Origin of the sequence: Exiguobacterium chiriqhucha RW-2 (assembly GCF_000416965.1) — a bacterium.
Lineage (GTDB): Bacteria > Bacillota > Bacilli > Exiguobacteriales > Exiguobacteriaceae > Exiguobacterium > Exiguobacterium chiriqhucha.
Window position 1 is genome coordinate 207,044 of record NZ_ATCL01000014.1, and the last position, 16,548, is coordinate 223,591.

Genomic DNA, 16,548 nt, shown 5'->3' on the forward strand with positions numbered 1-16,548 from the left:
AAGGGGGAGTTTTGGGGATGTCTACATTTTTAATCGTCAACTGGATTCTATTCTTGCTCGTCCTCGGCTATGGACTGTATTTGTTCGCCTCGCTGGTCTATCAGCGCTATACGTTCATCAAGCTCGGGAAGCAGGCAGAGTGGAGCCAAACGAATAAGGAACGGCTCGAACAGGTCATGATCAACGTGTTCGGCCAAAAGAAATTGTTAAAAGACAAGAAGAGCGGCATCATTCACGTCATGATGTTCTATGGGTTCATCCTCGTCCAGTTCGGGGCTATTGACTTCATCTGGAAAGGGCTTGCTGTCGGGACACGTTTCCCGCATATCCCGCTCGGTCCGCTCTATCCGATTTTCACGTTCATGCAAGAAATCGTCATGCTCATGATTCTTGTCGCGGTCGTTTGGGGATTCTACCGCCGTTACATCGAGAAGCTTGTGCGCTTGAAACGAAACTTCTTGGCCGGCCTCGCCCTCATCTTCATCGGTGGGCTGATGGTATCGGTCTTGTTCGGGAACGGGTTCTACCTCGTCTATAAGGAAGAACTTCCGATGTGGGGTGAACCGGTCGCGACGCTCATCGGTTCGGCGTTTGCTTGGGTACCGGGAGGGGTCGCCTTCGCCTTGTTCGTCGTCTTCTGGTGGCTTCATCTCTTGTTCTTGCTCAGCTTCATGATTTATATCCCGCAAGGCAAGCACGCCCACTTGATCGCCGGGACGCTCAACGTCTGGCTCGGACGGACGCACCAGGTCGGTCGTCTCGCTCCGGTCGATTTCTCGGCGATGGAAGAAGCCGAGGAGTCGGACGAAGAAGTCGTCTTCGGGGTCAATAAAATCGAAGACTTCAACCAAAAACAACTCGTCGATTTGTATGCCTGTGTCGAGTGCGGACGCTGTACGAACGTCTGCCCGGCGACCGGGACCGGTAAGATGCTGTCGCCGATGGACCTCATCGTCAAGCTGCGCGACCATATGAACATGAAAGGGGCCGCTGTCACACGGAAGTCACCGTGGGCACCGGCGCTCTTGTTCCAAAACACGCAAGGGGCCGAGATTGCCGCCGCGGCCCAAGACGGGCATATGCTCGTTGCCGACGAGTTGATCGGCAACGTCATCACCGAAGAAGAGATTTGGGCATGTACGACGTGCCGCAACTGTGAGGACCAATGTCCGGTCATGAACGAGCACGTCGACAAGATTATCGATTTGCGCCGTTACCTCGTCATGATGGAAGGCAAGATGGATCCAGAAGCGCAGCGTACGGTCGCCAATATCGAACGTCAAGGCAACCCGTGGGGGATGAACCGGAAAGAGCGCGAGAATTGGCGCAAAGACCGGGAAGAACTTGTCATCCCGACGGCAAAAGAGAAGAAAAAGGCCGGCGAAGAGTTCGAATTCCTCTTCTGGGTCGGGGCGATGGGCTCATACGACAGCCGTAGCCAAAAAGTCGCGCAAAGCTTTGCGAGCGTCTTGAACAAGGCTGGCGTCTCGTTCGCCATCCTCGGGAATGAAGAGAAGAACTCAGGGGATACGCCACGCCGTATCGGAAACGAGCTGTTGTTCCAAGAGCTCGCCGAAGCGAACATCAAACTGTTCGAGAAGTATGGGGTCACGAAAATCGTCACGGTCGACCCGCACGCGTATAACACGTTCAAAAACGAGTATCCGGACTTTGGACTCACGGGTGTGAAAGTGTATCACCATACCGAGCTCCTCGCCGAGCTGCTCGATACGGGCCGGGTCAAACCGGACTTCTCCGTGAACGAGCGTGTCGTCTATCACGATTCATGTTATCTCGGACGCTATAACGGTATTTACGACGCCCCACGTTTCGTCTTGGAACGCATCCCAGGTGTCGAACTCGTCGAGGCGGAGCGGAACCGTGAGAACGGCATGTGCTGCGGCGCCGGTGGCGGTCTCATGTGGCAAGAAGAGAAAGTCGGGACGCGCGTTAACGTGGCCCGGACCGAGCAGTTGCTCGAGACGAAACCGACGGTCATCGGGTCGGCGTGTCCGTACTGTTTGACGATGCTCTCGGACGGGACGAAAGCGAAAGAAGTCGATGAGACGGTCGGTACGTTCGACGTCGTCGAATTGCTTGATCGCTCCCTCGCTCCAATCGAAGTACCAGAACCGATTGTCCAATAAAAACAAGGCACGGTCCGCGGACCGTGCCTTGTTCTGTCGTCAGTGCATCTCGGAAGTGGCCAATAAGGAAGACGTCAGGTGTGATAGTCCTTGCGTCGTCTCATTGATGGCCGAAATCGTCTCGACCATTTGGCCGAGGTCTTGCTTGTTTCGTTCGAACGACAGGACGTAATTGCCCATCTCGTCTTTGACGGTCGAGAAGCCAGCTTTGACGGCACCGAGTTGACGCATTGCCTCGTCGTTCGTTCGATGCATCTGTCCCATTTGATCGAGCAGGGCGGCGATGTTCGCTTCATTCTCATGGATGAGGACGTTGATTTGACTGCTCAGCTGTTTCGCATTCTCGGCGAGCGTCCGCACTTCGGTCGCGACGACGGCGAAGCCTTTGCCATGCTCACCGGCCCGGGCCGCTTCGATTGATGCGTTCAAGGCGAGCAAGTTCGTCTGGTTGGCGATCTGTTCGATGCTCCGGGTCATGCTGACGATTTCTTGCGAGCCGTCCTTGAGCGCGGTGATGCGATCGAGCGAGGCATCGACGTACGTCGCTGACTGTTTGAACTCGGATTCCATCTGTTCGATTTGCTCGCCGTTCGTATGCGTCAAGCTCATCAAGTGACGGCTCATCTTCTCCGTCTGCTCGGTCTCGGACAACACTTGATGGGCTCGCTTGCTCGTCTCGGACATGGCGTGACCGGTCTGTTCCATCGTCGTTGCGACTTCCGTGCTGACGCGACTGACATCGTTCAATAGCGTCGCTCGGGCGACGTTTGCCGATTCAATCTCATCGAGACGCGCATCGACGTACTGCTCAGTGACGATTTGGGCGTCCAAGTTCATCGCATGGGACAATGCGAGGAGCGATTCGGTCAATGTGGCCGGGTCGTGTTGGTACGTCTCGACGATTTTTGGGACGAGCAACGTGTTGAAGGCAGAATAGGTCGCGAGGAACCAGACGACCGGTACAGCATAGTGGTGATGCGTCTGGCCCATCCGTTTGCGCATCGCGAGAAACTTGTCATCGATGTTTCCGGTCAATAGACTACGGAAATAGTCAGCGAACACTTTTTTAAGTCGCTCCCGTGTCGACGAGGCGTTGGCGATTTGGACCATCTCGGGTTGCAACATTAAATGATCGAGCACGTTTTCGAGGACATCGTCTAACACGGATTCGACGAGCGGGGCCATGTCTTGAAGTCGCTTCACTTGCGACGCCGTATAACCCATATAATGGGTGCGCCCGTTCAAATTTGGATCGGTCGGTCGTGCGGTCTTCGCCACATCAGGGAAGCCAATCGACGCGGTGTAGGCGGTAGGTTTTGATTTACGGAACAGTGCCATGTTTCATTCTCCTTTTTCTCGTACAGCTAAAATAGCGTTCTTCTCTATATCGGCAAAAATGTGAAAAAACTGAGAAATCGATGTGCGATGAAGCTTGTTGTTATTGCGCTAGAAGCGGGAAAGAGAAGAAAGAGAGATTGGCTCGGCCATTTTTGAGAAATGAGGTGTCCGTTGTGAAGAACACGGTCGTGTTATTGACGATTGTCAGTGCCCTTAGCAGTCAAATCTTGCCTCAAATTTTATTTTTGTCCATCATGGCGGTCGAAGACGGCGTCGGGCGATTAATCCCGTTCATGATTTTTTACGTGGCGAGTATGTCGGGACTGCTTCTATGGGTGTATATCATCGGGCGGCTCGGCTCGAAACGGACGTTTTTAGTGGCGCTATCCGTCTTGGTCGCGGGCCTTGTCTGCTTCTTGTGGCCGTTCGATTGGGCGATTGAATTGAGCGCTTTTCTTGTCGGTGTTGGCTCGATCGGTGTCGGGTCGATTATGACGACGATTTTGTCACAGCTGAAGGAACTGTCCACCACAGACGAGTCGACGGAGAAGAAAGGGAGTTCGCTCCCGCTCGTACTCGCTCTCGTTGCCTGGATCGTCGTTTTCTCTTATGTGCTGACTCGATCATATGACGAGGCTGTCATCCTCTTCCTCATCAGTCTTCTCCTGCCGTGGCTGTTCGTGAGAAAGTTGCCGCTCGAGAAAACGGCGACGTGGGCATGGGCGACAGGGAAGTTCGTGCTTGCCTTCATCACCGTTACCGTGTTCACGTTGGTGAGCCGTCTCCTCAGCCTGTTGGAAGGGGCGAGCGGGTACGTGGAAATCTTTTTATTGATGATTATTTTGCTCGGCTACGTCGGGTGGGTATTGTTCCAGGAGCGGACGAGAACGTACGTCAGTGCCACCCGGACGCGCCAAGTTCAACTGCTCGCGTTCGTCGTCGGGTTGTTCGGCGGCTGGACGTTGATTGGCGCCGTATTCATCAGTCTGGCCCTATATTCGTTTCAAGTGCTCTTGTTCTATGTGTTCATGCCGTTCTTGGCGGGCGTCATCGGCTGGATATTATTGAACCGTGTGTTCGACGTGGCGCGTCATCCTTACTACGTCCTGCTCGTCACGTCGCTGCTATTCTTCCTCGGATTCTTGGAGCCGCTCGTGTTCATCCCGGTCCTGTTTGTGAGTGGGTACGTCCAGACGATGTATGCGAGTGCGGGTCATGTCTATCTATATGCATCGTATGGGGACAATAAAGAGTTTGCCTCGTTGCTCTTGCAACTATGGAAACGGTTCGGGATGGTCGTCGCTTATTCGGCCCTCATGGTCGGAGTGCTCGGCTACGGTCTATATACCGGCCAGTCCGTCAATGCAGAGTTGTCCTTTAAAATCCCGCGCGGTTGGATGCTCGGGGTGCTCGGTTTGACGTGGATCTTCAACGTCGGATTGATTACGCTGTATTGGTTGCGCATCCAAAAAACCGTTGAAACTTCAAAATAATTTCCTCTAGCTTTTTCATATCGGTTTTGTTTATAATGAGGAGTGATGTTTAACTAGTGACGGAAAAGGAGTGTCCTTTAATGAATAAATCGTTGATCGATTTCGTTTACGAAATTCTTCAAAAGACTGGCGAGCAACCAGTGTCATTTGATGAGATTCGTGAGCTGATCAGACAAAACTATACGTTCGCAAGTGAAGAGGAAGAGCTCGAGAAAATCGCGCAACTCTACACGGACATGAACATCGACGGACTATTCGTCAACTTGGGAGCTAACCGTTGGGCGCTTCGTGTTTGGTATCCGTTCGATAAGTCAGACGAAGATCTCGTCATCGAAGCACGCCAACGCGGTGAGCTCGATGAGTTCGAAGAAGAGATCGATGAGACGGATGAAGGCATCGTCGACATTGAAGACGACCTTGACGTCTTTGCAAAAGGTGAAGATTTTGACGCATCTGAGTTCGATGCCGAGGATGAAGCCGAAAAAGTGGAAGGCCTTGACGAGTTCGAGGACGAAGACTTGGACGACGACCTCGACTTAGAAGACGAGGATGATTTATAAGAGACCGCAAAAAGCCGGGCATTTGTCCCGGCTAGGCGTGTCTCTTTTTCTTTTTTGACAGTTGAAAAAAAGAAAAAATAATGACTTGACGACTGCATCGTCTCTGACGTAAATTAGTCATGGGCTAGTTTAGCACGTAACGATGCAGCAAAAGTGTCCTCCATTTCAGTGGGGGCACTTTTGCTTTTTTTGTTTTTTCGTTTCCCGTTGTGGCATTTAAGAGAGGAGAATGATGATGACAAAGTATATTTTCGTAACAGGTGGGGTAGTATCTTCACTCGGTAAAGGGATCACAGCCGCTTCACTCGCACGTCTACTCAAAAACCGAGGTTTGAACGTGACGATTCAGAAGTTTGACCCGTATATCAATATCGACCCAGGAACGATGAGCCCGTACCAGCACGGAGAGGTGTTCGTCACAGATGACGGCGCTGAGACGGACCTTGACCTCGGTCACTACGAGCGCTTCATCGACATCAACTTGTCGCAAAACGCCAACGTGACGTCAGGTCGCATCTACTCGACGGTCTTGAAAAAAGAGCGTCGTGGCGATTATAACGGGGGAACGGTCCAAGTCATTCCACACATCACGAACGAAATTAAAGACCGCGTCTTCCGCGCCGGTCGCGAGACGAACGCGGATGTCGTCATCACAGAGATTGGTGGAACAGTCGGGGACATCGAGTCGCTTCCGTTCATCGAGGCCATTCGTCAAGTGAAAAACGATATCGGCAAAGAGAACGTCATGTACGTTCACTGTACGCTCGTCCCTTATCTCCGCGCTGCTGGTGAGATGAAGACGAAACCGACCCAACATAGCGTCAAAGAACTCCGCAGTTACGGGATTCAGCCGGATATCATCGTCCTCCGTACCGAGCACGATATCCCAGAAGAGATGCGTGAAAAAATTGCCTTGTTCTGTGATACACGTAAAGAAGCGGTCATCGAGGCACAAGATGCGTCGACGCTTTACGAAGTGCCGCTCAACCTTCAAAAGCAAGGAATGGACCAACTCGTCAACGATTACTTCGGCTTCAACACGCCGGCCGCTGACATGACGGCTTGGAAAGAGCTCGTACACACGGTCACGCACCTCGAGAAGAAAGTCAAAATTGCTCTCGTCGGAAAATACGTCGAACTTCGTGACGCGTACATCTCGGTCGCGGAATCACTCAAGCACGCCGGTTACGCCTTCAACGCCGACATCGATATCGATTGGGTCAACGCTGAAGAGGTGACGGCAGAGAACGTCGAGACGCTTCTCGGAGACGCAGACGGGATTCTCGTCCCAGGCGGATTTGGAGAACGCGGCATTGAAGGGAAAATCGAAGCGACGCGTTATGCGCGTGAGAACAACGTCCCATTCTTCGGGATTTGCCTCGGCATGCAGCTCGCGACGGTCGAGTTCGCCCGTAACGTCTTGAAGCTCGACGGTGCCCACTCGGCCGAAATCGATCCGACGACGAACTATCCGATTATCGATTTGCTTCCAGAACAAAAAGATATCGAGGACCTCGGCGGCACGCTCCGTCTCGGCCTCTATCCATGTAAGCTCGAGCCAGGCACGAAAGCGCACGCCGCTTATAACCAAGAGCTCGTCTACGAGCGCCATCGTCACCGTTACGAGTTCAACAACGAGTACCGTGAAGCGTTCGAGGCAGAAGGGTTCAAGTTCTCAGGAACGAGCCCGGACGGCCGTCTCGTCGAAATCATCGAGATTCCAGAGCACAAGTGGTTCGTCGCGTCACAGTTCCACCCAGAACTCATTTCGCGTCCAGAGCGTCCGCAACGCTTGTTCCACGATTTCATCCAAGCCTCACTCGGCGAGTGAGTGGCAGGTCACAGTCTATGACTGTGGCCTTTTTTCTCGGGCAAAAGGCTGATGTGCGCAACAGCTTCAGGTGGATACATGTTGCCCGAAATCCGGGTACACTAATAGTAGAACAGGGAGAGGGCGATGCGACATGCGAGAACGAACTATGATTTATGCAGGATACGGGGGAGCGCTCGTCACGCTCAGCCTGTTGCCGTTCGTCGTCTTGCCGACGCTATTATTGCCGTATCAACTCGGGTGGACCGGAGTTGTATTGCTCGCACTGTCGATTGGTCTATTGCGGTCGATTCGCGAGGGCTCGAATACGTACTTGAAACAGATGCTCAAAGTCACGTTCACGTTATTTTTGTTGTTCGTCTTCGTATACTACGTCTCGTTTGGACTCGTCTTGTACGACTCGTACGGGCTCGAACGGTTGCTCGAACAGTATGGCGACCAGGCGATGTGGGTGTTCGCCGCCTTCAGCTTCTTGCAACCGATCGCGCTTCCGGTCCCGGAGGCGGTCAGTGTCCCGATTGGTAGTGTCGCCCTTGGGCCGCTTAGGGCGGCCTTAATCGGGAGCGTCGCGACGACGCTCGGCATCCTCGTCATGTACGGGCTCGCTCGGTTCGGGCGGGAGCGGGTGATGCGGCTTATCGACGCCGACAAGCTCGCGACGTATGACCGTTACGTCGACAAGTACGGGCTCGGTGTGTTGCTCGTCTTGTTCATCATCCCGATTTTGCCAGATGAGGTCATCTGTCTCGCGGCCGGGTTCAGCCGGGTGCCATTCCCGCGATTCGTTTTGATCGCCATCGGCGCGAAGCTCGTCACGTCGTTCGGTCTCGCCTATTCGGTCTCGCTCGGCGAACTGTTTATCACCGGTGCGAGTCCGTTCGCCGTCGTCTCGGTGACGGCGAGCCTATTGCTCGTCATCTTGGCGCTCGTCTGGCGCAAACGGAAAAAAGGGAATTCGAACTGACATCGCGAAACCGTCAAGAGCACAGTTAGAGAGGAAGACGTTATGGTTCGCGATGAAGAATTAGTGATTCGACCGATTGCGTCACGCGACTTGGATCGGTTATGGGAATTGATGTATAAGGACGAGGCGCCGGAATTCAAAAAGTGGGATGCGCCGTATTTTGAACATCGGGCGCAGACGTATGAGGTGTACTGTCAGAATGCGGGCGAACACGTCGGCCGTGACGACATGTGGGTCATCGAGGTCGATGGGACCGTCTACGGGACGGTTTCCTTCTATTATGAAGACGCCGGACAGAATTGGCTCGAGGTCGGGATCATCCTCCATCAAGCCGACCGCTGGAATCGTGGCATCGGCACGCGGGCGCTCAAGCTGTGGGTCGGCCATCTGTTTCAGACGTTGCCGACGGTCCGGGTCGGATTGACGACGTGGTCGGGCAATGAGCGGATGATGAAAGTGGCCGAGAAAATCGGCATGCGACTCGAAGGTCGGATTCGTCAGGTGCGCGTCGTCGACGACGTGCGTTACGACTCGATTCGCATGGGTTTGTTGCGAGAAGAATGGATGACAGAAAGCGCTAAGTCTCGGTAGAGGCTTAGCGCTTTTCACGTGTGGAACAATTGGCGGTATTGGAGCGGGGTCATTTGTTTGTACGTCTTGAACGTGTTGATATAGGCCGTGCACGAGGCGAAGCGATATTTCTCACCGATGGTACAAATCGGCAAATTCGTTCCGAGCAAATCGGCGATGGACGCATCGATGCGGCGGCGCCGGATTCGTTCGGGTACACTCTCGCCGACTTCCTGTTTGAACAGGGCCGACAAATAATTGTTTGATAACCCGATTTGTTGGGCGATCCACGGGAGCGATAGTTCTGGCTCTCTCAAATGCTCTTCAATCAAATGGATGGTCGTCGTGACGTTCGGGTTCGTCGACACGGGAGGGGATAGAAACGCCATCATCTTCGTCAAATGGTCGACGATGACGGGAATGGCATAGATAAAGTCGAGTGTCGTCGTCAGTTCATCGATTAAGATGAGAAGAGCGCTCGTATAATTGAGCGCGGTCTGGACGTTTGGGTTATCGACTGGAATCAGACGGATGACGTGATAGACGAGGCCGCGGTAGTAGAAACGGACACTCATATACTCATCGGAGACCGGAAGTTTCAATAGGTCGAGCGTCAGCGTCTCGAGCAGCTGTTCGGCCCGAATCGGATGGGCGCTGCGGAGCGCACTCACAATCTGTTGATCGAGCGTATAAAAGTTATCCACATGCTGAAAATCATCGAACAAATTTTTGTCACGATGCAGATGATTCAGAAATTGGCGTTTGATTTTGTTTTCCACCGGATGAGTCACTTCTTTCGTCGTACGATCGGGAACCGTTTATTTATTTCGTGGAACGTTCCGTTTGGTCGCTTGTTTCAACTCGGCGATTTCGCGAGCGAGTGCTTCTTCACGGGAACGTGCGGATGATTCGAGGTGGTGTTCGAGTTCCTTACTTTTTTGTCGATACGTTTCAGCGACTTCTTTCGTACGCTGTTGATGCTGATGGAGTTGTTTGTTGTACGCATCGAGATCAATTGGCTTTTTCGTCATACATCATATGCCCCTTTCAAAAGACGGTCAAACAGACAGGCGCGGTGCAAGCGAGGCTTGGCCCGCAGTTTCATCGAGGAAACGGTTCCTGTCCTTAGCTTACGAAGGGGGTGAAAGGTTGGAAAGTTAGGTCAACACGAAAGAAGTGGTGAAAAAGATGAAAAATGTGACGGAATTGTGTCCGTAGCATATCCCATTTCTCACACTACTCGATGAATTGCACAAACCACAAAAAACCGCAGACATGAAGTCTGCGGTTGATGGCTTATTTGACGGCTTGGTCTTTGATTGGGAACCAGCCGGCGCGTGTTGTGATGGCGTTCCAGAGCGGAGCCGGGACGGCGAGTTCGGCTTGTTTGTTCAAGTCGAGTTCGGTCTCGATTTCGTCTTCACGACCGTCTTTCACTTTCTCGAGCCAATCCGGGTCAATGATGAGTTCGCGGCCGAGCGCGGCGAGGTCGATGACGTTCAGTGCGTCTTCGACTTGACCTGGGCGCTGGAGCTGTCCGACTCCGATGAGCGGGACGGCACCGTTGATGCGTTTAGCGATGCGATCAATCGACCGCTCCGTCACGTTCTCGTTCCGCATTGAACCGATATTGAAGTTCCAGAGCGAGGCGTGGAGGTAGTCGAGATTTTCTTCGAGCAACATGTCGATCAATACGTCCGTATCGTCGAGCGTGATGCCTGGCTCTTCGACTTCTTCAGGCGAGAAGCGGTAGCCGATTAAGAAATCGTCCGCGCCTTCAGCTGCACGTTTGACCGAGCGAATGACTTCACGCGGGAATGTGAGGCGTGCGTTTACGTCGCCACCGAAGCGATCGTCGCGTCGATTCGAGTGAGGTGAGAAGAACTGTTGAATCAAATACGTGTTCGCCCCGTGAATCTCGACGCCGTCAAAACCGGCCTCAATGGCACGACGTGTCGCTTCGCCGAACGCCTCGATGATGGCTTCGACTTCTTCAGTCTCAAGGGCGCGTGGTGTGACGGCACCTTCACGGACCGGTGCGATGGCGCTGGCGCTTACTGGTTGTTCGTTCGGAACGAGTTCCGGAGGAGACATGCGTCCCGCATGGAAGATTTGAAGAATCGCTTTCGCGCCTTCCGCTCTTAAACTTTCAGCGAGCTGACGAAGCCCAGGGATGAACTTGTCGTCGTTCACACCGAAGGCGTTCGGGAACCCTTTGCCGTCTTCGGTCACGTAAGCACACGCCGTGATGGCGAGGCCGACGTTCTTCGCCCGCTTGCGGTAATAGGCGAGTTCGTGTTCCGACACTTCACCCGTCGGTGCTGACGAATAATGGGTCATCGGCGCAAGTACGAGCCGATTGTGGAGCTCGACGCCGTTTTTGAATTGGAAAGGTTGTAACATGCGTTTCATAAAAAAACTCCTCCTTGTTGGTGATACCTTGAAGTCTAGTCTTCTCATTTTGAAATTGCGAGCGGGACGCTTTCTGAGGAGCAGGTTGCACACTCCGTGAGCGGGTCGATGGTTGAATGCTAGAAAATGGGGTATAATACAGGAGAAAAGTTGATAACCGGTTGGAGACTACAGAGAGACCACGACATGGGGGGCGAAGCCTTGTTTTGTTGTGGTCTCTTTTCGCATACATCGAACCGGATTCATTATAGGAGGGGACAAGATGGAAATCAGAAATTTCTCAGCAAAAGAACGTGCCAAACGATATGAACAGTTAACGGGTGAACGTCACGACGTGCTCGTCGTCGGCGGAGGAATCACCGGTGCCGGAATCGCGCTCGATGCCGCGTCTCGCGGAATGAAGACGGCCGTGCTCGAAATGCAAGACTTCGCAGCCGGAACATCGAGCCGTTCGACGAAACTCGTCCACGGAGGGTTGCGCTACTTGAAACAGTTCGAAGTCGCGCTTGTCGCCGAAGTCGGAAAAGAACGCGCCATCGTCTATGAGAACGGGCCACACGTCACGACGCCAGAACGCATGCTGTTGCCGATGCATAAAGGCGGCACGTTCGGACCGCTTTCGACCGCGGTCGGCTTGATGGTGTACGATTTCTTAGCGGGCGTCAAACGCGCCGAGCGACGTTTGATGTTGAAGCCGGATGAAGTCATTCAAAAAGCGCCGCTCGTCAAAAAAGACGGTCTTGTCGGTGGCGGTTATTACGTCGAATATCGGACAGATGATGCCCGTATGACGATTGAAGTCGCGAAAGAGGCGGCCAACCACGGCGCCCTCCTCTTGAACTATTCGAAAGTGACTGGTCTCATCTATGAGCAAGGCAAAGTCGTCGGCGTCCACGTTGAAGACCAAATCGACGGCAAGACGTACGAAGTTTATGCGAAGAAAGTCATCAACGCGACCGGACCTTGGGTCGACGTGCTCCGCGAACAAGACGGCTCGAACAAAGGGAAGATGCTCCGTTTGACGAAAGGAATTCACCTCGTCATTGACCAGTCGAAATTCCCGCTCAAACAAGCCATCTATTTCGATACACCGGACGGCCGGATGGTGTTCGCGATTCCGCGTGACGGCAAAGCGTATGTCGGGACGACGGACACGTTCTTCGATAAGGATAAAGCTCATCCACGCATGACGACCGAGGACCGCGACTATATTTTAGAGGCGATCCACTATATGTTCCCAGACGTGAACGTGACGGCAGACGACGTCGAGTCGAGCTGGGCCGGGATTCGTCCGCTCATCTATGAAGAAGGCAAAGACCCGTCTGAAATCTCACGGAAAGATGAGGTTTGGCAGTCGGAAAGCGGCTTAATCACGATCGCCGGTGGGAAGTTGACCGGTTATCGCAAGATGTCAGAGACGGTCGTCGATTTGGTGGCGAAACTGCTCAAGCAAGAAGAAGGCATCGTCTTTCTCGCTTCGCGCACGAAACATATGCCGATGTCGGGCGGTCATGTCGGCGGTTCGAAAGGGTTCGATGACTTCTTGACGAAGAAGAAGGCTGAACTGAAAAACCTTGGTCTCGATGACGTCAAAGCCGAGCAGCTCGTTCGTCTCTACGGATCGAACATCGATCGTGTCATCGAACGGATGGACTCGAACGCGTACGATCTTCCAGAGTACGTCTATGCACAACTCATGTACGGCATCGAAGAAGAGTCGGTCGTTCGGGCTATCGACTTCCTCGTCCGCCGCACCGGAGCGATGTTCTTCGACATCAACTTCGTCCGCAACTATAAAGACGGCGTGCTCCGTTGCATGGCCGATGTCTTCAAATGGTCGGATGCTCGTCTCGCTGAAGAGCGGGCCGAGGTCGAGAAAGAGATTGATCTCGCGGTCGTCCCTGTCACGGTCGACTAACGAAATAAAAGGAACCTCGCCGCGGCGAGGTTCCTTTTCATATGCCTAATTCTTCATAATACGCCATGATGCGTTCGTCGAGCGCCTCGACGATGTCCGGTTCGCCGAACAAATACAGATAAAGATACGTGCCGTCCTCACGATCCACTTCTGTTTCGAGTGTCAGTGTGGTCGGTCGTCCTTTAAAGATGACATCGATTGTGCCGAGGGCGTGCACGTTCGCTTCGTCGAGTTCCGGATCAGAAGCCAGCTTTTTGATGCGGGCGATGTCACTGTCTGCGATTGGCTCATCGAACGTCTCGGATAAGACGGCGAACGTCTCCGGCAATTCCTCGAGATCGGTCTCGACGGCAGCGGCGAGCGGTATCTCTTCTTGGTCTTCCCCGAAGACGTTCACGACGAGTGCGACCATGCTTCCAATCGTCAAGATGAACAATATGTATAACAAATATGGTTTCATGATTTCGCTCCTATTCGTTTCATGTTTTCAGTATATCAGCGCACCGGGTGTTTAGAAATAGGGAGACAATGGTATTGAAAAAGATGGAAATGAGAAAGGCGGGAGAGCTACGATGAAACGAGCATTTACGATTGGTGGCGTCGTCCTCATCTTATTTCTCGGTTGGCAGTTCGTCGATACGAATCGGCTGTTTGCCGACGTCTACTATACGAAAGTACCGAGCACAAACGTCACCGACCAAGGAAAGAGACATACGTATGAAACGATTGGCTATGATGAAGATGGCAAGAAACGACCAATCACGTTCGAGGCGCCGATTCGGCTGGCCGAAGGCGATTTTTTGAAACTGTATGTGAAAAACGAGCGGACGGTGACGGCCTACGAGCCGGTACCTGAGTCGGAAGTACCGGCCCAGTTAAAGGACGAACAGACCGAAGAACCGGTATCGATACCGTTGCCTTGATTTCAAAATAGGTCCGTCGCCAAACGAAATCGGATTTGGTATGGTTAGATTAGTGCAAACTATGGAGAGAAGGTAGATGGATGTCACGGATGTTGATCGCAGACGACCAAGATGGGATTCGGTTGATGTTGGCGCAAGTGTTCCAAAACCTCGGCATCGAGGTCGACACGGCGAACGACGGACAGAACGCTTGGGAAAAGCTCGAACAGAACGGATACGATTTAGTATTGCTCGATATGAACATGCCGCGCATGTTCGGCCATGAAGTACTACGAAACATGCGCCAACGAGACATCGACACCCCGGTCATGATTATGACCGCGTTCGGTGAAAAATCGACGCTCGAAGAAGTGCAACGACTTGGCATTACCGCGCAATTTGAAAAGCCGTTCGATATTTATCGGATGATTGAAAAAGTGAAGGAAGTCCTCAAAATCACGTAATTCGTCACGAAGATGACATATGTAAACGCTTGCGCAGAGCCATTTCTATGCCCGAATAGCATAGGCACAAGTTTCGACGTGTGTTATAATGGGAACGAATTGCACGGGGGCATTTTTCCCAAAGTGCACAATAGCGAACAGACAGGAGGATGTCATTATGCCATTAGTATCAATGACAGAAATGCTTAACAAAGCATTCGAAGGCAAGTATGCAGTAGGCCAATTCAACATCAACAACCTCGAGTGGACGCAAGCGATTCTTCGCGCTGCGGAAGACGAGAAATCACCAGTTATCCTCGGTGTATCAGAAGGTGCAGCGAAGTACATGGGTGGCTTCACAACAGTTGTTAAAATGACTGAAGGTCTCATGCACGACTACAACATCACTGTTCCAGTTGCAATCCACCTCGACCACGGTTCATCTTTCGACAAGTGTAAAGCAGCAATTGACGCTGGTTTCACGTCTGTTATGATCGACGGTTCACACCATCCGATCGAAGAGAACATCGAAATGACGAAACAAGTCGTTGAATACGCACACGCTAAAGGTGCTTCAGTTGAAGCGGAAGTCGGCACAGTCGGCGGCGAAGAAGATGGCGTTGTTGGCGGCGTACAATACGCTGACCTCGACGAGTGCGTACGCGTCGTGAAAGAAGCGAAAGTTGACGCTCTTGCGGCAGCACTCGGTTCTGTACACGGAGAATACCAAGGCGAGCCTAAACTCGGCTTCAAAGAGATGGAAGAAATCGCAGAAGCGACTAAAACTCCACTCGTTCTTCACGGCGGTTCAGGTATTCCTGAGCACCAAATCAAAAAAGCAATCGAGCTCGGTCACAGCAAAATCAACGTTAACACAGAGTGCCAACAAGAATGGACTCGTGCCGTACGTGAGAAGCTCAACACGGACTCGAAAGTATATGACCCACGTAAAGTCATCGGCCCTGGTGTCGAAGCGATCTACAACGTCGTTACTGGCAAAATGCGTGAGTTCGGTTCAAGCAACCAAGCATAATCCTGTCACATCAGTCGGTTCTCCCTGTGAGAACCGGCTTTTTTTGTTGAAACGTAAGCGGTTAGGGTACCGTATATAGATGAAAAGGGGGAGTTTTATGAGTTATCAAGAACGTCAGACCGAATTGTTTTGGCGCGTGTTTTACGTCGTCGGTGCCATCGTTTTAATCGGGATGACGGTGGCCTTTGCCGCATTGCCGCTCATCCTCATCTTTACCAATCCGAAACCATGGTTGATTCCGCTCTTGTCACTTACCGTCCTCGGCGGTTACGGTGTGTATCGGTTCGTGAAACTATTTCGTCCGTTGTTCTGGAAAGAGCGGCACCACTCGCACTATACAGTGACCGCGACACGCGTCGAAGGCGTGACGTATCGGCACGAACCCGGTGAATCGGTCGAGCAGTCGTTCCCGCTCGATACGATTAAGCAAGTCGTCTTCTTCCCGGCCATCGTCCGAAAGACAGAAGCGGCAATGCCGCATCCCATCAGACGACGGACAATCGAGTTGTGCCCGATGCTCGCCATCATGACAGAGGAGGAGTCGATGGAAATCTTGTTCGATCCACGCGATCTCGTCGCGTTCGAACAGTGGATTCAGTATTTCGATGAAAGTGATGTGCCACTCTACTACACCCCGAAACGGCTCTATTGGATTGGGGCGAACATCTCGACACGGCGCGAGCGTTTCGACATGCTCCGTCGACCGGAAGAAATTATCCCATTCACGTATACAGGCGACCTCGTGATTGACGAAGAGACTGCAGTCGGACTTTGGATCGAGACGTATGGGTCGGAACGTTCGAAGGAAGGGCTGTATCAAGCGTATGAGGCAAAACAAAAAAACGTGAAACGATGGACTGCGGTTGGGACGCTTGTCGGCGTTGGTTTACTCATCGGTTCAATGTTCGCCATCGCCGCCTTGACGTAAAGGGTGTAG

The 16,548-nt window shown here is 52.6% G+C and carries 16 protein-coding genes; 11 read left to right on the top strand and 5 right to left on the bottom strand.

Features of this window, described 5'->3' with window-relative positions; translation table 11 throughout:
* Positions 1-17 precede the first annotated feature (17 nt).
* Positions 18-2,147, top strand: coding sequence for a (Fe-S)-binding protein (locus M467_RS20805; RefSeq protein WP_021066085.1), 2,130 nt, complete (start codon positions 18-20; stop codon positions 2,145-2,147).
* 39 nt (positions 2,148-2,186) lie between these two features.
* On the opposite strand, the gene M467_RS20810 is transcribed toward M467_RS20805, so the two are convergent.
* A complete protein-coding gene (locus tag M467_RS20810) occupies positions 2,187-3,485 on the bottom strand; it encodes a methyl-accepting chemotaxis protein (RefSeq protein ID WP_021066086.1) in 1,299 nt (432 codons plus the stop codon).
* 173 nt (positions 3,486-3,658) lie between these two features.
* Between M467_RS20810 and M467_RS20815 the strand changes: the two genes are divergently transcribed.
* The 5 genes from M467_RS20815 to M467_RS20835 all read left to right on the top strand — a co-directional run bounded on the left by M467_RS20815 (position 3,659) and on the right by M467_RS20835 (position 8,924).
* Complete coding sequence (locus M467_RS20815; RefSeq protein WP_021066087.1) at positions 3,659-4,978, top strand: hypothetical protein; 1,320 nt, start codon at positions 3,659-3,661, stop codon at positions 4,976-4,978.
* Positions 4,979-5,058: 80 nt separating this feature from the next.
* On the top strand, positions 5,059-5,538 hold the full coding sequence (rpoE, locus tag M467_RS20820) for a DNA-directed RNA polymerase subunit delta (RefSeq protein ID WP_021066088.1): 480 nt from the start codon (positions 5,059-5,061) through the stop codon (positions 5,536-5,538).
* 235 nt (positions 5,539-5,773) lie between these two features.
* Positions 5,774-7,369, top strand: coding sequence for a CTP synthase (locus M467_RS20825; protein ID WP_021066089.1), 1,596 nt, complete (start codon positions 5,774-5,776; stop codon positions 7,367-7,369).
* Positions 7,370-7,502: 133 nt separating this feature from the next.
* Positions 7,503-8,333: a TVP38/TMEM64 family protein gene (locus M467_RS20830; RefSeq protein ID WP_031199997.1), complete on the top strand. Its 831-nt coding sequence runs from the start codon at positions 7,503-7,505 to the stop codon at positions 8,331-8,333.
* A 42-nt stretch (positions 8,334-8,375) separates the two neighbouring features.
* Positions 8,376-8,924: a GNAT family N-acetyltransferase gene (locus M467_RS20835; protein WP_021066091.1), complete on the top strand. Its 549-nt coding sequence runs from the start codon at positions 8,376-8,378 to the stop codon at positions 8,922-8,924.
* Positions 8,925-8,938: 14 nt separating this feature from the next.
* Here M467_RS20835 and M467_RS31415 read toward each other — a convergent pair whose 3' ends face one another.
* The 3 genes from M467_RS31415 to M467_RS20850 all read right to left on the bottom strand — a co-directional run bounded on the left by M467_RS31415 (position 8,939) and on the right by M467_RS20850 (position 11,315).
* A complete protein-coding gene (locus M467_RS31415; protein WP_144060653.1) occupies positions 8,939-9,607 on the bottom strand; it encodes a helix-turn-helix transcriptional regulator in 669 nt (222 codons plus the stop codon).
* Positions 9,608-9,721: 114 nt separating this feature from the next.
* Positions 9,722-9,934 carry a hypothetical protein gene (locus tag M467_RS20845; protein ID WP_021066093.1) on the bottom strand — a complete coding sequence of 71 codons (213 nt, stop codon included), beginning with the start codon at positions 9,932-9,934 and terminating at the stop codon, positions 9,722-9,724.
* Between the two features lie 265 nt (positions 9,935-10,199).
* The gene (locus tag M467_RS20850) at positions 10,200-11,315 is read right to left on the bottom strand and encodes an NADH-dependent flavin oxidoreductase (RefSeq protein ID WP_021066094.1); all 1,116 of its coding nucleotides are present in this window, start codon (positions 11,313-11,315) and stop codon (positions 10,200-10,202) included.
* A 262-nt stretch (positions 11,316-11,577) separates the two neighbouring features.
* On the opposite strand from M467_RS20850, the gene M467_RS20855 reads away from it, so the two are divergent.
* Positions 11,578-13,233, top strand: coding sequence for a glycerol-3-phosphate dehydrogenase/oxidase (locus tag M467_RS20855; protein ID WP_021066095.1), 1,656 nt, complete (start codon positions 11,578-11,580; stop codon positions 13,231-13,233).
* Positions 13,234-13,270: 37 nt separating this feature from the next.
* Here M467_RS20855 and M467_RS20860 read toward each other — a convergent pair whose 3' ends face one another.
* Positions 13,271-13,693 (bottom strand): hypothetical protein, encoded by a 423-nt coding sequence (locus M467_RS20860; protein WP_021066096.1) that lies wholly within the window; start codon positions 13,691-13,693, stop codon positions 13,271-13,273.
* A 112-nt stretch (positions 13,694-13,805) separates the two neighbouring features.
* On the opposite strand from M467_RS20860, the gene M467_RS20865 reads away from it, so the two are divergent.
* The 4 genes from M467_RS20865 to M467_RS20880 all read left to right on the top strand — a co-directional run bounded on the left by M467_RS20865 (position 13,806) and on the right by M467_RS20880 (position 16,539).
* The gene (locus tag M467_RS20865; RefSeq protein WP_021066097.1) at positions 13,806-14,156 is read left to right on the top strand and encodes a YxeA family protein; all 351 of its coding nucleotides are present in this window, start codon (positions 13,806-13,808) and stop codon (positions 14,154-14,156) included.
* A gap of 80 nt (positions 14,157-14,236) precedes the next feature.
* Complete coding sequence (locus tag M467_RS20870; RefSeq protein WP_021066098.1) at positions 14,237-14,599, top strand: response regulator; 363 nt, start codon at positions 14,237-14,239, stop codon at positions 14,597-14,599.
* A gap of 157 nt (positions 14,600-14,756) precedes the next feature.
* A complete protein-coding gene (gene fba, locus M467_RS20875) occupies positions 14,757-15,611 on the top strand; it encodes a class II fructose-1,6-bisphosphate aldolase (protein ID WP_021066099.1) in 855 nt (284 codons plus the stop codon).
* A 97-nt stretch (positions 15,612-15,708) separates the two neighbouring features.
* On the top strand, positions 15,709-16,539 hold the full coding sequence (locus M467_RS20880; protein WP_021066100.1) for a hypothetical protein: 831 nt from the start codon (positions 15,709-15,711) through the stop codon (positions 16,537-16,539).
* Positions 16,540-16,548: the final 9 nt, after the last annotated feature.

Coding starts and splice junctions, on each gene's coding strand:
- M467_RS20805 (WP_021066085.1), top strand. CDS start 18: ATGTCTACATTTTTAATCGTCAACTGGATTCTATTCTTGCTCGTCCTC.
- M467_RS20810 (WP_021066086.1), bottom strand. CDS start 3,485: ATGGCACTGTTCCGTAAATCAAAACCTACCGCCTACACCGCGTCGATT.
- rpoE (WP_021066088.1), top strand. CDS start 5,059: ATGAATAAATCGTTGATCGATTTCGTTTACGAAATTCTTCAAAAGACT.
- M467_RS20825 (WP_021066089.1), top strand. CDS start 5,774: ATGACAAAGTATATTTTCGTAACAGGTGGGGTAGTATCTTCACTCGGT.
- M467_RS20830 (WP_031199997.1), top strand. CDS start 7,503: ATGCGAGAACGAACTATGATTTATGCAGGATACGGGGGAGCGCTCGTC.
- M467_RS20835 (WP_021066091.1), top strand. CDS start 8,376: ATGGTTCGCGATGAAGAATTAGTGATTCGACCGATTGCGTCACGCGAC.
- M467_RS20845 (WP_021066093.1), bottom strand. CDS start 9,934: ATGACGAAAAAGCCAATTGATCTCGATGCGTACAACAAACAACTCCAT.
- M467_RS20850 (WP_021066094.1), bottom strand. CDS start 11,315: ATGAAACGCATGTTACAACCTTTCCAATTCAAAAACGGCGTCGAGCTC.
- M467_RS20855 (WP_021066095.1), top strand. CDS start 11,578: ATGGAAATCAGAAATTTCTCAGCAAAAGAACGTGCCAAACGATATGAA.
- M467_RS20860 (WP_021066096.1), bottom strand. CDS start 13,693: ATGAAACCATATTTGTTATACATATTGTTCATCTTGACGATTGGAAGC.
- M467_RS20865 (WP_021066097.1), top strand. CDS start 13,806: ATGAAACGAGCATTTACGATTGGTGGCGTCGTCCTCATCTTATTTCTC.
- M467_RS20870 (WP_021066098.1), top strand. CDS start 14,237: ATGTCACGGATGTTGATCGCAGACGACCAAGATGGGATTCGGTTGATG.
- fba (WP_021066099.1), top strand. CDS start 14,757: ATGCCATTAGTATCAATGACAGAAATGCTTAACAAAGCATTCGAAGGC.
- M467_RS20880 (WP_021066100.1), top strand. CDS start 15,709: ATGAGTTATCAAGAACGTCAGACCGAATTGTTTTGGCGCGTGTTTTAC.